The organism is Streptomyces sp. NPDC001933 (assembly GCF_042890955.1).
Taxonomy (GTDB): domain Bacteria; phylum Actinomycetota; class Actinomycetes; order Streptomycetales; family Streptomycetaceae; genus Streptomyces.
This window is the reverse complement of record NZ_JBIASS010000051.1, coordinates 1-17,708: the sequence shown is the minus strand read 5'-3', so window position 1 is coordinate 17,708 and position 17,708 is coordinate 1. Positions and strand designations below refer to the sequence as shown.

Below are 17,708 nucleotides of genomic sequence, written 5' to 3'. Positions count from 1 at the left end.
TGTTCTTCGGCGGGGTCCTGCGCGTCCGCGCCGCGCCGTCGCCCCGCCGGCGCGCCGCCCCCCCCCCCCCCCCCCCCCCCCCCGCCGCGCCGCCGCCCCCCCCCCCCCCCCCCCCCCCCCGCCCCAATTCTCCGGTGTGACGCCGGTGTACGGCACCCGCAGGTCATCTTGCCGCGCCTCGGTCATCGCCCCGGCCGACGACCGCACGGCCCGGCCGGCCGCGCGCAGTTCCGCGTTCTCCCGCGCCCGCGCGAAAGGGGGCCGATCCTCGGGCCGGGCGGGCGGCTTTCCGAGCCCCGCGCAGCGCGCCTGACGTTCCGAGCGGCACGTCGACCTTCACGTGCGGGAACGGCCGCGCCTGCTGCCGGATTGACCGCCCACTTCGCGTCCTGCGCCCGCTGTACCGGCCACAGTCTTTTGGCCTGGTCAGCGCCTGTTTTCAGTCATGGGACCCGCCTGTGCCACTCGATCGGGTGGACCGGTGGGGGAAGCCCAACCTTAGGGGTGCGGGGTGCGGATGATCGGTCGGGCCGCTCGCCTCGCGGGCGGCTCCGCATACTCACCTCCTCAGGATTGAAGAGCTCTTTCATGGCTGAAGCACTGAAGTACGGCGACCGAGTCCACCTGCAGAACGGATACGGCACCGGGGGTGGCGGTTACCTCGACACGAACGGAGCGAGTTCCGCGAACGGGGCCGTCTACGGGGTCTCCACCGCGGACAGCCCGACCCGCGGTACGGGTACGGGGACGTGGGAGATCGCGTCCGCCGAGGGCAAGGCAACCGGCACACCGGTGGCCAGCGGGGACCTGATCACCCTGCGGAACCTGTACTCGGCCGGCAGCTACCTGGACACCAACGGGCACGCCACCGCGGAGCAGAAGAAGGCCGGCGGCAAGTACGACGTCCTGACCGCCAAGAACGCAGACCGCGGCACCGGCACCGCCGAGTGGCGCATCTTCGCCCAGACCTCCACCCCGCAGGACACCGTCGTCCACAGCGGCGACACCGTCCACCTCTGGAACACCTACGGCGGCAACGGCGGCTTCCTGGAGACCAACGGTCACGGCCCCACCGGCGGCAAGTACGACGTGTGCACCAACGCCTACTACAACCGCACCGGCAACGTCGCCGACTGGCGCATCACCACCGCCTGACCCCACCCCAGCCGGCCCCTCGAACCACCACGGTTCGAGGGGTCGGCTGACACCGCCAACCCATCGATGCCATCCATGGGCAGACATCACCGGGCGGCCGTCTTGCCGCTGCAAGGCTCCGACGGGCGGTTGGCGGGTTGAGTTCGGATGCTTTTCTACGTGGAGAGCCCGGAAAGATCCACGGCAGCGAACCGGCCCCGCCATGCTCGAAGCCGTGGCCGACCTTCCTCCCATCGTGATCAGTGACCTCTTCGGCGTCAGCGCAAGCAGCGCCCACAGGCAGGCTCGGTTCGCCCAGGACAGCCGGACGGACTACCTCGCTGCCTGCTCGAACGACGACGCGGGATCGCCGGAGGAATCTTGAAGGGAATGAGCCTTTCCCGGTAACCGGTCGTTGCTCGTTGCGATTGCCGCTGTCTCCGTGCCCCTGCTGTCTCCAAGTCCGGGCAACCGTAGGGCCCCTGGTAGGAACGATCTTGCGACAGAAGGATCCGACCGAGGGGCCTCACGTGCCCAGCGGAGATCGCCGGTGCGGTGAGGTTGCTACAGCCACCTGGCGACGTGCTAGCGCCATAAGCAAGCGCCGTCCATGAGCAGCACGTCCCAAGGGGCGGCCCGGTATACCGGGGCCGCCCTCGACCGTTTCCGCCCCTGCCCGGATTGGATCACGGGACCGATCCCCCGGCCCGACCTGAGGGAAACGCCCGCCGGCCGCCGGATCTCCTCCCCCGGCGGGGCGGCCACGGCGGGGGAGGCTTCTTCACCCGTACCGGTGGACTCCTGGCCCGGGGTGGGGCGTGACGGCCAGCCACACCGCTGTACTGACCCTGTGACCAACTCTGACTCCAGCCCTGACTTGACCGCCGACGAACTTCGCGCAGCCCCTCGGGGGAGAAGGCCGCCGCCTGGCCGTCTCTCGGCCTGCGCGCCGTTCGTCACGACGCTGGAATCCGATTGTGGTGGGACGACGAACTGCTTGGCGTTACCGAGCCGTCCGAGGAGTTTCCTGACAGCGTTCAGGACCGAGCAGTGGTCGCGGTCGTCGAGGGGATGCCGCACGGCGTGCGGATGCCTGCGGGGTACGTGCCCAACGATCCCGTCTGGATCGCGCACTCTGAACGCCGCAGGTGGCTCCCGACTGGGCACCCCAACTACCCGGACCGTGAGGTGCCTTTGCCCGGCTGCGAGGTGGCCGGCCCTCGCGACACTGCGTTCTGGACGCAGTACCGCGCGGCGGGGGAGTAGTCCTCCGGAGTCAGTCGGCGTTCGTGGACCAGGCGGCGCGGAACGCCTGCAGACGGCCGCCGAGGTCGCCTGGCTCGCCGCTGAGTGCCTCCAGGACGTACGTGGCGACCGTCCGGGCGATCCCCAGAAGCCGGAGAATGTCCGCCGCTACTTCAAACCGTCCCCGGATGTCATTGCCGAGCTCACCAGCCTGCTCGCCCCCGGCGACAGGCACCGGTGAATGTGCGGTGCTGCCGTGGTCGGTACGTATCCGCTTCCATGCCTCCAACGGTCTGATGATGGCGAGCCGTGGGCGGGACTGGGCCAGCTGCTAGAATGGACGCGTTGGCCTTCGGCGCCCCAGCGGGTGTGTCCGGAGGCTTTTTTCATGCCTTCTGACACATCTGAGTCCAGCACGCTTCCCACCACCAGCTACCGTGGCCTGCTCCGCAACCGTGAGTTCGCCGGGTTGTACGCCAGCTTCACACTGACGGTCGCCGCGAGCACCTTGTCGGGCTTCGCGCTCGGCACGCTGGTCAACCATCAGACCCAGTCCCCGTTTCTGACAGCCGTGAGCATGTACGGCGCCACGTTCGCGACGGTGCTCGGTGCGCTGACGCTGATGTCGGTCGCGGACGGAAGCCGTCCTCGCCGGACCCTCGTCGTGCTCCAGTGCGTCTCGCTCGTGGGTGTTGCCGCGCAGGCGGTTCCGGGGCTGCCGCTGACTGCCCGGTTCGGTCTGCTCCTTGTGCTGGGGTTCTTCCAGTCCCTGGGAACCGGGACGCGGATGGGGTTGCTCGCCGAGGTGGTGCCGACCTCCACGTATGCGCTGGCACGTTCGCTGATGAACATCACCTCGGGCGGCATGGCCATCCTCGGCTACGCCATCGGCGCCGTACTTCTGCGGTACCTGAGCCCGCAAGGGGTCTTCGTCGCCGCGACAGCCCTGACCGGAGTCGGATTGATCATTGTGGCGGTGACCGTCCGGGAACGCTCGATCCGTCTGACCCGTCGCCCCGGACTGCGCCAGACCTGGACCACGAACATCGCGCTCTTCTCCCACTCCGGCCAACGCGCGCTGCTGCTGAACCTGTGGGTCCCCAACGGCCTGATCGTCGGTTGCGAGGCCCTGTTCATCTCTTACGCCCCCAATCACGCTGGTGCCTTCCTGGCTGCCGGATCGGCAGGCATGCTCCTCGGTGACCTGACTGTCGGGCGGCTGTTCACCGCCGAGCAGCGACGTAGCTATGCATTCGCCCTGCGACTGCTGCTCGCCATCCCTTACTTGCTGTTCGCCGTCCACCCGCCCTTGCTGGTGGCGACAGCCGCGGTGTTCATCGCCAGTGCCGGGTTCGCCGCCACTCTGCCGCTCCAGGAGCAGCTTCTGGAGTTGACCCCCGATCCGGTCCGTGGTCAGGTCCAGGGAGTTGAGTCCGCTGGCCGGATGACGTGGCAGGGTATCGGAGCTGCGATCGCCGGCGGCGTTGCCCAGCACTACACCCCCGGCACGGCCATCACCGCCGTGGCTGCAATCTCCGTCGCCATCACTGTCTTCTCCCGGCCCTTCGTGGTCCGCGCCCGAGCCGTCCGCGTCGAGACAGCCAACGCATAAGCCAGCCAGCCCGAGTCGGTAGCCGATTACACGAGCCTTCAACGACGGCATGAGCGGCGGGCGCGTCCGGACGCGCCCGCCGCGCTTCGCTACTCGTCGGCGGCGTTCGCTTCACGGAGGGGCCGGAGGCCGGCGGGTAGGTCGGGGAGTTGGAAAGAGTACCGGCCGAGCATGTTGATGTGGTGCCGCACGGACGGCGAGAGGCGAGCAGGGCCGCGAGGGCTTAGCGCACGATCTGACACGGATGTTCCTAAACCCCCTAAGGGCTGTCCCGTAATCCCTGGTGGGCGTGCGACGACAGTCACGGCACCTCGCCGCGTTGTCGGAACGCCCGAATACATCCAGTATTCGGGCGTCCCTCCGCCTTGCGATGCACCGCGTCTGACGCCGCACGCTGATCCACCAGGGATTACGGGACAGCCCTTAGCCAGCCGAGACGGAAGGCAGCACGGAACCGGCGGAACGCGGATGCGGTCCGTCCATGTCGCTGCTGGTGGCTGCGGGAGCCAGTGCTGTGGTCTGCGGAGCGGGGGAGGTGTCGCCGGAGATTCCGACCAACAAGGCGAGAGCTGCGAAAGCTGCGGCCCCCGCGGAGACCGCAGCAGCCAGGTCACTCCGCTGCGATACGCCCAGCCTGTCTCGGCAGCCGGGGCGGTACACGAGACAGCCGATGAAACAGGACACCCCGAAGATCACCAATGCGTCAGGTCGATGCGTACGGTCATAGAGGGCCTCCGGTCCCGGGCCACCCGACGCGACTCCACATCCGCGGGCGGGCCCTCGTTTAGGCCCTCACGGATGTGAAGGCCTGATGCTCCTTCAGGAGCGAGAAGGCCTCCGAACACAAAGAAGCCCAACTCTCCTTCAAGAGCTGGGCTAACCCGCGGTGCGACGAAAAAACGATCTCCTACCACTGAACGGTGCACAAGCGAGACCTGACGAAGCCCCGCAAAGTTGAGAGTCAGACACAGATCAGATGGTTTCGTCACTCCAATTCCAGTTGATTCCTCGCGCGGCCGCCCGAGCAACCTGGGCCCGAAGGCGCCCGATGGCCGCATGTACGTCTTCAACCTCGGCGCCGCCACGAACTCGAACGAACTCTGTGGCCCCATTGCCCACTGAGCGCCTGCGCATAACGCTTTCTCAGGAGAACACCAGATCGTCTGTGAACTTTCGCTCGAGCAGCCGCAGAATGAAAATGATCTCGTCCAGACTCACTGGTCGTGAAGGCAGCTCGAAGTGGGGCGGAGGGTCCTGCCTCACCTCGGAAGGATCTTCCCGTCGTCTCCTCGCGTACGCGCTTTGCCTGCAAGCCGCCGAGCAGTACTTGGGTCGTCGCCCCGTGCCCTTGTAGGTGATGTGCTCTCTGGACTCCCAGCACCACAACTCCGGATTTGCCGTGCCCATGCCTCGACGATAGATCCGCCCGATCGGTTGATGGACAGGGTGTGCGCGTCGCTACTCGCCGTCCGGAGCAGGGAGTTGCTTCCCTGGGCGCGCGAGATCCAGGGGATGCACTGCCGCGGCGGCAGCAGGCTGTAGCAGGGGTGTCGCCGAAGTGAGCCCAGAAGCCGCCAGTTGTTGAGCTTGAGAACCGGACGGCTCGTTACGGGGTGTCGCCCGCGAGGGTGCCGACGCGGTTCGCGTACTCGCGCCGAGCCTTGCGCTGGGCCGGGACCGCCAGGGCTGGTTATCTAGCTAGACGCCGCCTTACTACGGCTTGGAGGAGCGGCGCCGGCCGTCGAGCGCCAGCCTGGAGCGCATCGACGCCGCTTACCGTCAGGTCCGCCGCCGCAATGTCGCGCGGCACCTTCTGCGGCGCCTGAACGCCGGCGGCGGGACGCGGGTGGAGATCCACCCGCTGAACCGGTCGCAGGTGCCGCGTCCGCTTCAGCGGCTGGTGGAGTACCGCGCGATGAACGTCCGCCGCTGGGACCGCATCGTCGAGGCCTGGGCATCCGGCGACCACCAGGGCCTGGACGACTCCTGGGAAGACGTCATCGTCGACCTGGGATCCCAGTGGGGGCAGTACGAGTACGTCACCAGCATCGGCTTCGCCGCCTGGAACCGCCCTGTACGGCCTCCTGAGCGCTCGTCAGCCCCCCCAGTCCGGGGGCGGGCCCGACGAGCGCGCTCCTCGGGCCCGCTGGCCGGGATGCCTCGGCCCGCGCTGACGCGCGCGGGCCGGGGCATCCGGTGTCGGGGTTCGCGCCTGGTGGTCAGCGTTCGAGGAGGGCGATGCGGATGGCTCGTTCGACGTGGGCGGCGGTGTTGGCGTGTCCTGCGGCGTTGGGGTGGACGAGGGTGACGCGCTTGTGGATGAGACCGCAGTTCAGCAGGGTGCCGGGGAGTTTGGCGGGCCAGTAGTCCGCGGCGTTGCCGCAGATTCCCTCGACCCACTTGGTGCCTGCGGGCTGGCAGGCGTCGTGGCCCACGCTGGAGGAGTAGACGTCGACGTAGCGGTCGCCGAAGAAGCCCGTGACCTGCTTGATCGTGTGGTTCAGCTTCTTGAGGACGTCGTCACGGAGCCAGTTGACGTCGGCGTGGGTGATCGGGCCGAGCTCGGTGAGGGAGAGGCGGTTGCAGGCGCTGCCCGTCTCCGGCAGGACGGCCGGGTAGCCGACCGTGATCACCTTGGCGTTGGGCGCGGCCTGGTGCACCTGGGCCAGCATCTCGATGTACTCGTCCTGGACCCGGGCGAGCTTGTCCTGGATGCTCTCCTCCCCCTCGGGGGGATTGGTGTAGTGGTCGCGGCAGGACTTGCCGGTCGTGCCCTGTTCGAGGCACTTCAGGAGGATGTCGCCGAAGGGCAGGCTGTTGCCGCCGACGCCGACGGTGACGATGTCGGTCTGGTCGCCCAGGCCGGCCCGCTGGGTCTGCAGGTCCACCGCGGGCCAGCCGTCGGCGGGGGGCTGGACGGGGCTGATCGGTGTCTGCTTGTTCTTGGCGATGTTGGCGATGGTGGCGTTGCCGCAGCTGACGTCGGTCAGGTGGACTGACTTGCCCGGCGGGAACTCGGCGAGCTCCCGCTCGACGACGTCGGGGTAGGCGTTGGTGGTGCGGTCGCAGCCGTCCCGCGACGCATCGCCCAGCGCGGGCAGCGGATCGCCGACGAAGCCACCGGCGGTGTACGAGTCGCCCAGCGCGGCCCACTCGTACTGATCAGCCGCGCCGGCGGAGCCGGCGGGCACAAGCGCGGACGCCGCCAGCACGAGCCCGACAGCCAACGCTCGCGTACGCAGGCGGGAGACAGGGTGTCGCATGGATCCTCCAGGATCTGCAAAAGACGCCCGGGGCCAAAACGCGCATCCGGGCGGAAGGCACCTCGCCCAAGATCATCCACGCTGCCGGCCTGCCCCTTTAATGAATCGCGCCTACCATCCCCGATCGGGCTAAATGATCAGATCATTCGTGCCGCCGCATGCCTCCCGCGAAAGCTTCGCCCTGGGCAGCCGATCCCAGAAGATCATTCCATTAGTGACACACCCCCTAAGCGGCCCGTTGCCGGGTCTGTGGTCAGGCCCAACCACAGACCCGACACAGGCAGACCACAGGCCCGACCACCGCAGGCCAGGGCCGACTCGACGCGCGAGGAGCGGGAACTTGAGCGCCTCCACGCGGCCCGCGGCCCAACCACGGCAACGCCCGGTTGCCGCGCCTGACCGGGTGATCGCTGACTTACCGTGGTGCGGTCGCTGCGGCCATGAACATCGGCAGTGCCAGGAAGAGCCGGTCGGCCTTGGCCCGTGCACGCTGTTCAGCGATCCAGCTGTCCGTCTGCTCGTGCGTGATGGCGTCGGTGGAGCGGGCTCCTTCGGCCAGTCCGGCGAGCAAGGGCAGCATCGCCGGTCCGGTGAACACGCCGGTGTGCACCTCGACCGTCACCTCGTCGAAGCCAGTATTCAGCAGCAGGTTGCGGTACTGGCGGGCGGCGCGCGGGCCGGCGGTCAGGTCTGCGCGGGCGTGGACGATGGTGCGGGTGAGGGCCGGATCGGCGGAGTCGATGACGATCGTGTCCCAGTCCTGGCCGAGCAGCACGATCCGCCCTCCGGGCCTGAGAACCCTGCGGGCCTCTGTCAACGCCCGCTCGGGTTCGGCCAGTTCGTGGAACACCTTCTCGGCGCGGTAGCCGTCCACCGAGGCGTCCGCCAGCGGTAGTTCGTACGCCCCCGCGATCCGGAAGTCCGCCTCGGGCCAGCGGCCGCGGGCGACGGCGATCATACGCTCGCTCGGGTCTACGCCCATGGCCTTCACACCCCGTTCGGTCAGCTCCGAAACAGCCCGTCCGGTGCCGCAGCCAACGTCCACGGCGGATATTCCGGGTCCGGCGCCGAGCAAGGCGTAGGACTGGGCCCGCAGTTCGTTGGCGCCCGGCATCCGGTCGGCCGAATCGAGCAGCGCGATGAGGTCGTGCGGCAACTGGCTTTTCTGATCCGTTTCCTTGGTCATGAGCACCAGGCTGCGACTTAATGTCGGCATGAAGTCAAGCAAGCACAGGACGCCGGTTGGCGGTGAGCACGAGCCGATAGGCATCGGCGCCCTCGCGCAACGCTTCGGTCTGGCTACGCACGTCCTGCGTCACTGGGAAGCGATGGGACTGCTCACGCCCGCCCGCGACGCCGCTGGCCGCCGCCGCTATGGCATTGCCGACCTCACACGCATCGCCGTCATCCTGCGCGCCAAGGAGGCAGGACTCTCCCTCGACATCATCCGCTCACTGGTCGCTACCGCAGACCCCGCCAAGCGCAAGGACATCCTGCGCGAAGAGGCCGAGGCACTTCGCTCCCGTATTGCGGCCGCGCAGGCGTCTCTCGAATTGATCGAATGCGCCCTTGGCTGCGACCACGAGGACTTCTCCCAGTGCGCCCATTTCCAGCAGATGGTGGCAGATCGCACCAGCACGGACACTGCGGTCCACCTTCCAACCTGACCCCATACGCTCGACGCGTCGCAGCGATGCGAGTCGCCCGCCTGCAGCCGCGCCCCTATCGGCGGGCCAGCCGGTGGCCACGCTGCTCCTGGACCACGATCCGGACACCGCGCCGATACCCCGCTGCGGCCCGTTGCACGGGAGCCCGGCGGCCGGGGCGGTCGGTGATGCGTTGCCCGTACGATGACCAGCGTGACCGTCCGCCGCGCCCTTGGCGCAGGCCCCCAGGCTCCCGCGCCCAGCATCCGCGCCGCCCAGGCCGACCTGCTCGACGCTCTCCCCGGAGAGCGCCTGTCCGACCTCGACGAACTGCGAGCCCGAGGCGTCCTCGGCACGCGCCCGGCTGCGCCCCCGGTCCCGCGGCGGACCCTCGGGACCGGTGGCCGCGCGGACGAGGAACTGCCTCACCAGCCCGCCTGACACCCCCTCGGCGATGGTGCTGTCGGCGTACTCATGAGAGTGCTCCACCGAGTACAGAGATCGAGATCTGTGCACCAATCTTCGCCAGCCCGCAGCCGCTCCACCGACCTGGTGCTGAGCCCTACCGAGTACTCTCGCCCTGAGAGGGGGTGTCATGGAGTCACTCGGGACCCTGTTCGTGGCCGCGGCCTGGGGTGTTCCGCTGGTCAGCCTGCTGGGCGGGGTGATTGCCGTTGTAGCCATCACCCGTTGGTGCCGCCGTGCGATCAGTGCTCTGGAGAGGAACGAGGAGGAGCAAGGCGGACCTGTCTTCCGGACATCCGGTCGGTAGGGAAGCGCGCGCTCAGGAAGTCGGCGCCGAGGGTATCAGTGGCGCCCGATCATCCACCTCCGCAGGTCAAGGCCCATCCGTTGCAGGGATCTTCAGGCTGCGTCGTCTCGTTCTCGCTCGATGGCGGCGAGCCGGTTCTTGAGGCGGTAGCTTGGGCTGTTGATGGAGATGACTCCGCAGTGGTGGAGGAGGCGGTCGAGGACGGCGGTGGCCAGGACCTCGTCACCGAACACCTGTAAGACCGTCGTCGTCTGGTCGAACGATGCCCTCACTGACCTTGCCACCGGCCTGCGCGACCTCGGGATCCCATGGCCGGTCCCGACCGGATACGGCCGCCGCCACGACCTGTCCCGGATGACCCTGGCCTGGCGCGGCGACATCGACCCGAAGACCGGCAACCCCCGCGTACCCGTCGCCCCCGGCCGCGCCGACCGGATGCACTACCTCCTCCACGAAATGGCCCACCCCGACGCCTGGCCACCTCAGGCCGGGGTCACCGTCCAGGCCCCGCCGGCTACGAGCACCGCCTACCGGAACACTCGGCCGCCCAGTGCGCCGACACGCACGGGACAACGAACGACTCGTCCAGCACTCCGAAGCGTTGATCACGTGGGCCGCCATCACGCTCAAGACCAGGCGGCTCACCCGCAAGGCAGCCCGTCAGACCGGACCACCGGCAACCCGGCCAGACCAACTCTCGCGGGCTGCCTGATCTACTCACCGGGATCCTGCCGGGCCCCTTCGCGAGACTCTCTCAGCATCCGCCGCGGGAGTTGAGAAGGTGACGGTGCCTCACTATCTAGGTTGCCGGGACTTCCGTGCCTCTGACCAGGACAATCACGGTGAGAGATTAAACCCATAGGCGGGAGATGACTGGATGACTGCATCGAGGGCCACCCTCACTCGGGACAGCCTGCGAATGAAGATTACCGTCCAGCAGGTGCGACTCGGGGATGAGGAATTCCGAGTGATCAGCCCATTCAAACCACTGAAGAACGGGGCCCTCTACCAATACAAATCTGACCAGTACAACATGTATGTGGACCGGACGGACGGCCGACGCATTGGCGCCCTGTGGCTGCTCGCAGCGCGATCCCCGCGGTCCTTGGTCTACCTGCCGATGCGGACCCCTGCAAAGGAGTTCGGGGGAGCCCACGACGACGAGATGCCACTCGACCTCGTGCTGAGCCACCGGGCATTACAGTTCCGGCCGTCCCGATGGAAGAAGCTGCGGGCGCACATTCGTGCAGGGAGTGCTCCCCGCGAAATACGAACCGCAAGGCTGCCGGAGAGAGACCTGCCGGCTGACACCTGCGAGATCAATTACGCGGCACCAAGCGATCCAGAGAGCAGGAACCTGCTCCACCAGCACGTCCACGCCGAGACCCTGTTCCTGACAGGCAGTACGGCGGCGTTTCGGGAAGCGGCTCCGCACATATTCACCGTCACGAAGGAAGGCCCTCCCGCTGCCGCTACAAAGATGTACATTTCCGGCGGATGTAACTACCACGTCTGCCGGAGCATCTACCACTGGCCAGATCTGCATGCACACGGATGGGAACAAATCCACGTGGAGTTCTGCCCGCCATGGTCGAGATGATCAGACGCGGACTGACCAGCACTCCAGCCGTAGATTGTGATCTCGCTGATTGCGACTGAGCGCTGCGGTTGAGGAGCATGGATCCGTGGGGGGATGCCGGAGCGCAGTGGCAGGTCGGAGTCCTGGAAGGGCTGTTGCGGGAAGTCGGGGCTTCAGGCGTCACGTGGTGCCGGGCCTGATGTACGGAAGGTTCTCGAATGGCTGCACCGGCAGACCGGGTCCACGTCGCGCTGGTCACCGACGACGCGGGCGCGATCGAGTCGTCCACGGCAGGCTTTCCCCGCGAGGTGCTGGGGCCGCTCGCTCCGCTGCTGATACGCATGTCCGGCGGGCAGTTGGCTGCAGCCGTGACCCAATCCGGTGAGCTGCACGTGCGCTGTGAGGCTCTCGGACCACACGAACCTCGTCCGGTCCAGGGGCCAGAACCGCCAAGCGCCGATGGCCTGCCCTCAAGCCAGGCGGCCGTCGAGGCGTTCTACCGCGTCATCGACGCCGCCTACGAACGCCGGTCCGTGATCGTCACCTCGAACCTGCACCCCTCAGGCTTCGACTCGATCATGCCCAAGACGCTGGCCACCGCCGCCGTCGACCGGCTCCTGCACCACGCCCACATCGTCCTCACCGAAGGCTCCAGCCTCCGGTTGACCCAGGCCACCACCGGCCAGGGCGTTGTCCCGCTGAACCAGCCGGGCCAGAGCGTGTCTCCTTGACGGGTTCGTCGGCTGATCAGAGAGACAGAACCTATGAGCCCCCGTTGTCCTCGACGTTGGCGACCATCCTGCGCAGCACCTTGAGCGTGGCCACGTACTCTTCGTCGCTGATGCCCTCGTGGACCACGGCGCGCAGCTCGGTCGCCAGCTCGCGCAACCGCACCCTGGCGGACTCCCCGGCGTCGGTGAGCTGCAGGCGCTGCCCGGCGTCAATACGGAGCCAGCCGCGGTGGAACAGCTGGTCGATGACACGAGCGATCTCGTGTGGCCCGTCCGCGAGGGGCGTCAGCTGGATGACAACCTCCTCGCGGCTCGGCGCCGCGGGCCCGCCGTTCACCCGGTTGAGCACCCAGTACTGCGGCTGCGTGACGTCGATCCTGGCCATAGCATCACGCAGATGCCGGGTGACGGCCGCGTGGGCGAGGCCACTCCAGTATCCGATGGGCTGAGTGGCCAGCATGTCATCGGTGGCGGCCGGATCAGCCGGCGCCTGGTCGGTGGTGGTGTCAGTCAGCGGTCTCATCATCGCGACGCTACATCCCCCATCGCACCGCCAGCTCAACGGGCCCCAACGCTCACACCCCCATCCGAGGGACGAATAGTCGTACCGGGCAGGGAGGCCAACTGTCCGAGCGCAAGGACCTGAAATGTCCGCTCACCCGGACGGCCCGGGTTCTGTCGCGACTTTCGTGAAACCCGAGATGTCGATCTTGGCGGCTCGTGATCATTCCGGGTGTCTGTTGATGATCTGTTCGCCGTCCTCTTCCCGCACTTCGCCCTCTTGCATGTCGAGTTGATCCGGGCGACGGGCCGTACCGTCCGGATCCAGGCGCGAGGGCGGGAGCCGTCAGCGGTATGCCCCGGCTGCGGCACGGTGTCGGAGCGGGTGCACAGCGGCTACGTACGGAAGATGTCCGACACCGCGATATCGAACCAGCAGACCGTCCTTCACCAGCGGGTTCGCCGGAACCCGTCCGGTCACATCCGGGAACAGCCACTGCCCACCCGGAGCCAGGTGATGAGCGATCCGCCCCATCGCGCACCCAACGAAGTTCCACGCTGGTCCGTGCGCTGCGGATTCTGCCCGCACCACTGTCATCCCTGATATTGCGGGCCATGGCCTTTCGGTGAGATGAGCAGCCGCGGCTCAGGCGTACCAGCAACCGTCACCATGCGGCATCCCCCCGTGGAACAGGGGACTGTGCGGAAACCGCGGCCCGGCCCTCGCCCCCGGTTGCGAGGCAAGGCAGCCAGACGCCGACCTTGATCAGTCACGGACACGGCTCCCGTCACGCGACGCTGGCCTTACTGCCCTCTCGCATGCTTCTATTCAGATGTGCAGATGTCCAACATTTGGAGGTTGTGATGGAGGGGCTGCGGCAGCCGCGTCGAGCGTCGACTCTGGCCGCACAGGTTGCTGACCAGTTGCGAGAACAGCTGGCCTCCGGGCGGTGGCCTGTGGGCACCCGCATTCCGGGTGAGCACGAACTGGCCGAGATGCTCCACGTGAGCCGGAACACCATTCGCGAAGCATTGCGGGCACTGGTCCACCTCGGCCTGCTGGAATCGCGGGTCGGCGATGGCACCTATGTCCGGGTGACCAGTGAGTTGGAGGCGGTGCTTCTGCGGCGGACGGCCACCACGCGTCCGGCGGAAGTCTTGGAACTGCGGGCAGTGTTGGAGGAGCATGCCGCCGGCTTGGCCGCCGAACGTCGGTCGGAAACGGATACCGCCCGGCTGAGGGAACTGCTTGCGACGGCTCGCGAGAGCAACCACTCCGGGTCGATGGCGAAGGTCGCGGCCGCCGACGGAGCCTTTCATCTCGCAGTTGTGCAGGCCAGCGGCAACGAGTTGCTCGCGGAGCTCTACGAACACCTGGGTGGCGCCCTCTCTGCCCTGCTGGCTGCGCTGCCGTGGGACGACGCCGTCGCTGCCGAACATGATCACTGGCATGCCGAGCTCGTCTCCGCGATCGGTGCCGGCGACGCGGTCGCCGCCCGCTACGCGGCGTCCATGCTGGTGCGGGTGACCGGTCGGCTGAGCGCGGATGCCGCCGCTGAGCGGGGCGGTGGGGAGCGGTCGTCATGCGGGTGAATAACTCGCGCGACGTGGCGGACCAGGTGAGAGCTGCTGCGCCGAGTGGGCGGTCCACGGTGTGGCTGCTGGTGGGTGTCGTGCTCGTCGCGGCCAACCTGCGTGCCGCACTGACCGGTGTGGGTCCGCTGCTTCCCGGAATCGAGGCATCGACCGGCCTGTCCGGCACCTGGACCGGGCTGCTCAGCACTCTGCCACTGCTCACGTTCGCCGCCACTTCGCCCCTGGTCAGCCGGACCGCGCATCGCTACGGTGCGCCGCGCGCCCTTGGTGTCTCGCTGACCGTGCTGGCGGCCGGGCTGCTCATGCGCTCCCTGCCGGACGTGCCCTTCCTGTTCGTCGGAACGGTGGTGATCGCGGCCGCGATCGCCTTCGGCAACGTGCTGCTGCCTTCCGTCATCAAGAGCACCGTGCCGGAGGACCGGATCGGTCCGGTGACAAGCCTCTACGTCACCGCGATGGGCTTGCTGGCCGCCATCTCGTCCGGGGTGTCAGTGCCCATGGCTGACCACCTGCCAGGCGGCTGGCGCACCGCTCTGGGGATCTGGGCCGCACTGGCTGTGCTGGCTGTCGGGGTTTGGATCCCTCGCTGCCGGCGCACCGGCCTCGCCGCGACAACGCCTGCCGCGCGAGAGCGCATTCCCTGGCGTTCCCCCTTGGCCTGGCAGGTCAGCGTGTTCATGGGGCTGCAGTCCCTCGGCTTCTACACCACGATCGCCTGGCTTCCCAGTATCGTGCACGACCACGGAGTGGGTGAGGCCGCCGCCGGCTGGCAGTTGTTCCTCTTCCAGATCGTCGGTCTGGTATCAAGCAGTGCACTTCCCGTGCTTGCCCGCCGGTGGACGGACCAACGACTCCTGGCGGCGGCCGCCTCGGCGATCGTCGCGCTGGGCTTCGCACTGCTGGCCGTGGCCCCCCAACTGGCCTTCGTGTCCAGCGTGCTCACAGGCTTGGGCGGCGGAGCGTGCCTGGTCCTCGCCCTGACTTTCCAAGGCCAGCGGGCGGCGGACGCCTCGCAGGCGGCTGCACTGGCCTCGATGGCCCAGTCCGTCGGCTACCTGGTGGCCGCCGCCGGACCGCTCCTCCTCGGCGCACTGCACGACCTCACCAGCGGATGGTCCCTCCCCCTGATGCTGCTCGTCGCGCTGACGCTCATCCAGGCCGCTGTTGGCGCCGGCGCCGGCCGCGACCTGCGCCTGAAACCCACTTCCCAACTTCCCGCACCCGTACGGACCGGAGGCTCACCGTCATGACCACGACCGCCCCCTTCAGTTACCTGGACACGCCGACGGCGGCACCACTGTCGATCACCGAACTGATGCCCGGCGCCTACAACCTCCTGGAATACGCCGCGGTCACAGCGGGAGACCAGGTGCTGGTCCTGGCCGAGCACGGCACCGATCCGGTGGCCGTCCAGGCCATCGCAGCGGCGGCCGCCTACCGCAACGCTGAGGTGCACGTGCTGTCCATACCGCCCATCAGTGCCGGTGGGTGGGACCGGGTGACGCCCTCGCCGCTGCCTTCCGCCGCCCACGCCGCCGCCGACGTGGTGATCTCGCTGACTTGGTGGGGGGAAGTACACACCACCCCACTGTTCTTCGAAGAAATCGCCAAACAGCGGGCCCGGTTCGTCTCCCTGCACCAGACGGCCACCGCCTCGGCCCTGTCCACCGGGGCCCGTTTCCCGCTCGAGCTGTACTTCGCACTGGAGGCCATGGCGTACGCCCGGATCACCGCGGCACAGGAGATCCGGGTCACCACTGCACTGGGCACCGACGTGACCTTCCGCGCCTTCACCACCCCCGGTCACCCGAGTACCCCCCTCACCACCGGCATGTGGCGACCCTTCCCCTACGGAGGCGCCAACTTCTACCCCGACCAGACCGACGGCGTGGTCGTCGTCGAGGAATCCACCGTCACCGGCGTCCCCGCCGAGCGGACCACCCTGGAGCTGGAGAACAACCGCGTCACCGCCGTCCACGGCGGCACGGCGGCCGCCGATCTGCGGCGTTACGCACGGGACGGCTACTACATGCGCCACGCACTCATCGGACTCAACCCCAAGGTCCGCTCGGCAGGCGGTACCCAGTTCGAACGCGAGAAGCACGCCGGCGCCTTCTACTTCGGCCTCGACGGCCTGACCCCGCAGGGAGAAGCCGACCGCACGGGTCCCGGCCACGCACACTGCGACTGCCAGTTCGACCAGCCCACCATCACACTCGACGGCCGGCCCATCGTCGACAATGGCCACCTCCTGCTCCTCGACGACCCCGAAATCCGCGAGCTGGCAGGGAAGTTCGGCCCCGCCGACATCCTCCTCGATCCCAACCCCCGCCTCGTCCTGCCGCCCCGCTACAGCCGCTGACCACAACCGTGGGTAGCCGCGGCCAGCGACGCGCCGGGGCTACCCACACCACGTGATGCAACGTGCCGAGCAGATGCCTGCGTTCTTCAAACGCGCACCACCACCTCACTTGGCTTCAGCAACAGGTGACCCGGCCCCCGGACCCACCCCGGCGGCCGTCCGACGTCCGGCGCACCGGACCTCTGGCGGCACCGGCGGGCCTACGGCCGGGTCGGCTGCCCGTACGATGACCAGCGTGACCGCCTGCCGCGCCCTTGGCGCAGGCCCCCAGGCTCCCGCGCCCAGCATCCGCGCCGCCCAGGCCGACCTGCTCGACGCTCTCCCCGGAGAGCGTCTGCCCGACCTCGACGACCTGCGAGCCCGAGGCGTACTCGGCACGCGCCCAGCCCGGGAACGGGCAGCGGCGAGCCCTTCCTCGGACGCGACGTCCTGATCCGACCACACCATCCCGAGCCGGACGCCATCACTCCAGAGCCTCAGCTCCCGGCGGGTGATTGACGAGGGCGTTTCGGGCAGGCCCGAATGAACAGGACACGCCCTCGTGGGAACGCGAGTGTTGCCTCGCGGGGAGCCACCCGGTACCCCAAGGAAGATGTGCCGCCCCCCTTTTTTGGTCCGAGCGGCACACAACGGGGAGACCATCACATGCGTACACGACGACTCATCGCCACATCAGTAACCGCCCTTGCCCTCGCCAGCGGCGTGACCGGCACCGCCCACGCCGCCACACCCACCACAGCCACAGCCGCCGCACCCGGCCATGGCACCTTCACACCCGCCGGAGACGACCAGGGCGGGCCCGGCAGCGGGTCCTGACGCTGGGCTACAGCGACAGTGCCGAACAGGACCGAACCGTGGGCCCTGCCCCGGACTGCCGGTCCGCAAGGGCACGACCACCCCGACGATCAAACCGTCACGCGCTCCAAGGCCCATGCCACACCGGTGAGGGCCCCATCACAGGGAAACGGGGAACCATGAACAAGACGCGCCCTGCCCGAGGAAACGAGGGACGATGAGGAAACGCATCTGGCTGGCGGTCACGGTCGCCTGCATAGCCGCAGTCGGCATCACCGCACCAGCGCACCGCCGGTCGTCGGGGGTCAGTAGTCGAGGCTCGCGTACCAGTCGTCGCGGCCCTGCGGCGTCAGGTCGAGGAGGTGCCAGACGGGCGTTAGGAGGTCGATGCCGCGCTGGTCGATGTCGTCGGCCATGCGTGGGTGGGTGGAGTAGAAATGGCGGACCGTGCCGTCTCCGTCGCGGGTGAAGA

16 protein-coding genes and 3 pseudogenes are annotated in these 17,708 nt (G+C 68.2%); 13 read left to right on the top strand and 6 right to left on the bottom strand.

Annotated elements, in window-relative coordinates; genetic code table 11:
* Positions 1–588: 588 nt before the first annotated feature.
* Positions 589–1,155, top strand: a complete 567-nt coding sequence (locus ACFYY7_RS43175; protein ID WP_388671242.1) for a hypothetical protein — start codon at positions 589–591, stop codon at positions 1,153–1,155.
* Between the two features lie 1,255 nt (positions 1,156–2,410).
* Here ACFYY7_RS43175 and ACFYY7_RS43170 read toward each other — a convergent pair.
* Positions 2,411–2,668: a hypothetical protein gene (locus ACFYY7_RS43170; protein WP_388671239.1), complete on the bottom strand. Its 258-nt coding sequence runs from the start codon at positions 2,666–2,668 to the stop codon at positions 2,411–2,413.
* Positions 2,669–2,767: 99 nt separating this feature from the next.
* On the opposite strand from ACFYY7_RS43170, the gene ACFYY7_RS43165 reads away from it, so the two are divergent.
* Together ACFYY7_RS43165 and ACFYY7_RS43160 are read left to right on the top strand one after the other, a co-directional pair.
* The gene (locus tag ACFYY7_RS43165; protein WP_388671236.1) at positions 2,768–3,991 is read left to right on the top strand and encodes an MFS transporter; all 1,224 of its coding nucleotides are present in this window, start codon (positions 2,768–2,770) and stop codon (positions 3,989–3,991) included.
* 1,720 nt (positions 3,992–5,711) lie between these two features.
* Positions 5,712–6,053, top strand: a pseudogene (locus ACFYY7_RS43160) (transcriptional regulator); the annotation flags it as partial.
* 157 nt (positions 6,054–6,210) lie between these two features.
* Here ACFYY7_RS43160 and ACFYY7_RS43155 read toward each other — a convergent pair.
* Together ACFYY7_RS43155 and ACFYY7_RS43150 are read right to left on the bottom strand one after the other, a co-directional pair.
* Positions 6,211–7,254 carry an SGNH/GDSL hydrolase family protein gene (locus tag ACFYY7_RS43155; RefSeq protein ID WP_388671233.1) on the bottom strand — a complete coding sequence of 348 codons (1,044 nt, stop codon included), beginning with the start codon at positions 7,252–7,254 and terminating at the stop codon, positions 6,211–6,213.
* A 415-nt stretch (positions 7,255–7,669) separates the two neighbouring features.
* Positions 7,670–8,440 carry a methyltransferase domain-containing protein gene (locus ACFYY7_RS43150; RefSeq protein WP_388671251.1) on the bottom strand — a complete coding sequence of 257 codons (771 nt, stop codon included), beginning with the start codon at positions 8,438–8,440 and terminating at the stop codon, positions 7,670–7,672.
* Positions 8,441–8,468: 28 nt separating this feature from the next.
* On the opposite strand from ACFYY7_RS43150, the gene ACFYY7_RS43145 reads away from it, so the two are divergent.
* Positions 8,469–8,921, top strand: a complete 453-nt coding sequence (locus ACFYY7_RS43145; protein ID WP_388671230.1) for a MerR family transcriptional regulator — start codon at positions 8,469–8,471, stop codon at positions 8,919–8,921.
* Between the two features lie 192 nt (positions 8,922–9,113).
* Positions 9,114–9,341 (top strand): hypothetical protein, encoded by a 228-nt coding sequence (locus tag ACFYY7_RS43140; RefSeq protein ID WP_388671227.1) that lies wholly within the window; start codon positions 9,114–9,116, stop codon positions 9,339–9,341.
* Between the two features lie 423 nt (positions 9,342–9,764).
* Here ACFYY7_RS43140 and ACFYY7_RS43135 read toward each other — a convergent pair.
* Positions 9,765–9,908: pseudogene (locus ACFYY7_RS43135) on the bottom strand (ATP-binding protein); the annotation flags it as partial.
* A gap of 683 nt (positions 9,909–10,591) precedes the next feature.
* On the opposite strand from ACFYY7_RS43135, the gene ACFYY7_RS43130 reads away from it, so the two are divergent.
* Both ACFYY7_RS43130 and ACFYY7_RS43125 read left to right on the top strand, forming a co-directional pair.
* Entirely contained in the window at positions 10,592–11,272 is a 681-nt protein-coding gene (locus tag ACFYY7_RS43130) for a hypothetical protein (RefSeq protein ID WP_388671224.1), read from the top strand.
* Between the two features lie 443 nt (positions 11,273–11,715).
* Positions 11,716–11,982 (top strand): annotated as a pseudogene (locus tag ACFYY7_RS43125) (ATP-binding protein); the annotation flags it as partial.
* A gap of 31 nt (positions 11,983–12,013) precedes the next feature.
* On the opposite strand, the gene ACFYY7_RS43120 reads toward ACFYY7_RS43125, so the two are convergent.
* On the bottom strand, positions 12,014–12,505 hold the full coding sequence (locus ACFYY7_RS43120) for a MarR family winged helix-turn-helix transcriptional regulator (protein ID WP_388671221.1): 492 nt from the start codon (positions 12,503–12,505) through the stop codon (positions 12,014–12,016).
* Between the two features lie 210 nt (positions 12,506–12,715).
* Here ACFYY7_RS43120 and ACFYY7_RS43115 point away from each other — a divergent pair, with 210 nt between their 5' ends.
* The 6 genes from ACFYY7_RS43115 (at position 12,716) to ACFYY7_RS43090 (ending at position 17,257) form a co-directional block, all read left to right on the top strand.
* Positions 12,716–13,087, top strand: coding sequence for a transposase family protein (locus ACFYY7_RS43115; RefSeq protein WP_388671218.1), 372 nt, complete (start codon positions 12,716–12,718; stop codon positions 13,085–13,087).
* A 260-nt stretch (positions 13,088–13,347) separates the two neighbouring features.
* Positions 13,348–14,076: a FadR/GntR family transcriptional regulator gene (locus ACFYY7_RS43110; protein WP_388671215.1), complete on the top strand. Its 729-nt coding sequence runs from the start codon at positions 13,348–13,350 to the stop codon at positions 14,074–14,076.
* Positions 14,067–15,329, top strand: a complete 1,263-nt coding sequence (locus tag ACFYY7_RS43105; RefSeq protein ID WP_388671212.1) for a CynX/NimT family MFS transporter — start codon at positions 14,067–14,069, stop codon at positions 15,327–15,329. Before ACFYY7_RS43110 ends, ACFYY7_RS43105 begins: the two co-directional genes overlap by 10 nt.
* Complete coding sequence (locus ACFYY7_RS43100; protein WP_388671209.1) at positions 15,326–16,441, top strand: hypothetical protein; 1,116 nt, start codon at positions 15,326–15,328, stop codon at positions 16,439–16,441. The genes ACFYY7_RS43105 and ACFYY7_RS43100 overlap by 4 nt, the downstream gene beginning before the upstream one ends.
* 235 nt (positions 16,442–16,676) lie before the next feature.
* The gene (locus ACFYY7_RS43095) at positions 16,677–16,874 is read left to right on the top strand and encodes a hypothetical protein (protein ID WP_388671206.1); all 198 of its coding nucleotides are present in this window, start codon (positions 16,677–16,679) and stop codon (positions 16,872–16,874) included.
* Between the two features lie 212 nt (positions 16,875–17,086).
* Positions 17,087–17,257, top strand: a complete 171-nt coding sequence (locus ACFYY7_RS43090; protein ID WP_388671203.1) for a hypothetical protein — start codon at positions 17,087–17,089, stop codon at positions 17,255–17,257.
* Between the two features lie 284 nt (positions 17,258–17,541).
* On the opposite strand, the gene ACFYY7_RS43085 is transcribed toward ACFYY7_RS43090, so the two are convergent.
* Positions 17,542–17,708, bottom strand: a 167-nt coding sequence (locus ACFYY7_RS43085; RefSeq protein WP_388671248.1) for a DUF899 family protein, incomplete at its 5' end; no start/stop codon positions are given.

Excerpts from the sequence above, each read along its gene's own strand:
- ACFYY7_RS43145 (WP_388671230.1), top strand. The coding sequence starts at position 8,469 with ATGAAGTCAAGCAAGCACAGGACGCCGGTTGGCGGTGAGCACGAGCCG.
- ACFYY7_RS43120 (WP_388671221.1), bottom strand. The coding sequence starts at position 12,505 with ATGAGACCGCTGACTGACACCACCACCGACCAGGCGCCGGCTGATCCG.
- ACFYY7_RS43155 (WP_388671233.1), bottom strand. The coding sequence starts at position 7,254 with ATGCGACACCCTGTCTCCCGCCTGCGTACGCGAGCGTTGGCTGTCGGG.
- ACFYY7_RS43105 (WP_388671212.1), top strand. The coding sequence starts at position 14,067 with ATGCGGGTGAATAACTCGCGCGACGTGGCGGACCAGGTGAGAGCTGCT.
- ACFYY7_RS43130 (WP_388671224.1), top strand. The coding sequence starts at position 10,592 with ATGAAGATTACCGTCCAGCAGGTGCGACTCGGGGATGAGGAATTCCGA.
- ACFYY7_RS43150 (WP_388671251.1), bottom strand. The coding sequence starts at position 8,440 with ATGACCAAGGAAACGGATCAGAAAAGCCAGTTGCCGCACGACCTCATC.
- ACFYY7_RS43100 (WP_388671209.1), top strand. The coding sequence starts at position 15,326 with ATGACCACGACCGCCCCCTTCAGTTACCTGGACACGCCGACGGCGGCA.
- ACFYY7_RS43165 (WP_388671236.1), top strand. The coding sequence starts at position 2,768 with ATGCCTTCTGACACATCTGAGTCCAGCACGCTTCCCACCACCAGCTAC.
- ACFYY7_RS43090 (WP_388671203.1), top strand. The coding sequence starts at position 17,087 with ATGCGTACACGACGACTCATCGCCACATCAGTAACCGCCCTTGCCCTC.
- ACFYY7_RS43110 (WP_388671215.1), top strand. The coding sequence starts at position 13,348 with ATGGAGGGGCTGCGGCAGCCGCGTCGAGCGTCGACTCTGGCCGCACAG.
- ACFYY7_RS43175 (WP_388671242.1), top strand. The coding sequence starts at position 589 with ATGGCTGAAGCACTGAAGTACGGCGACCGAGTCCACCTGCAGAACGGA.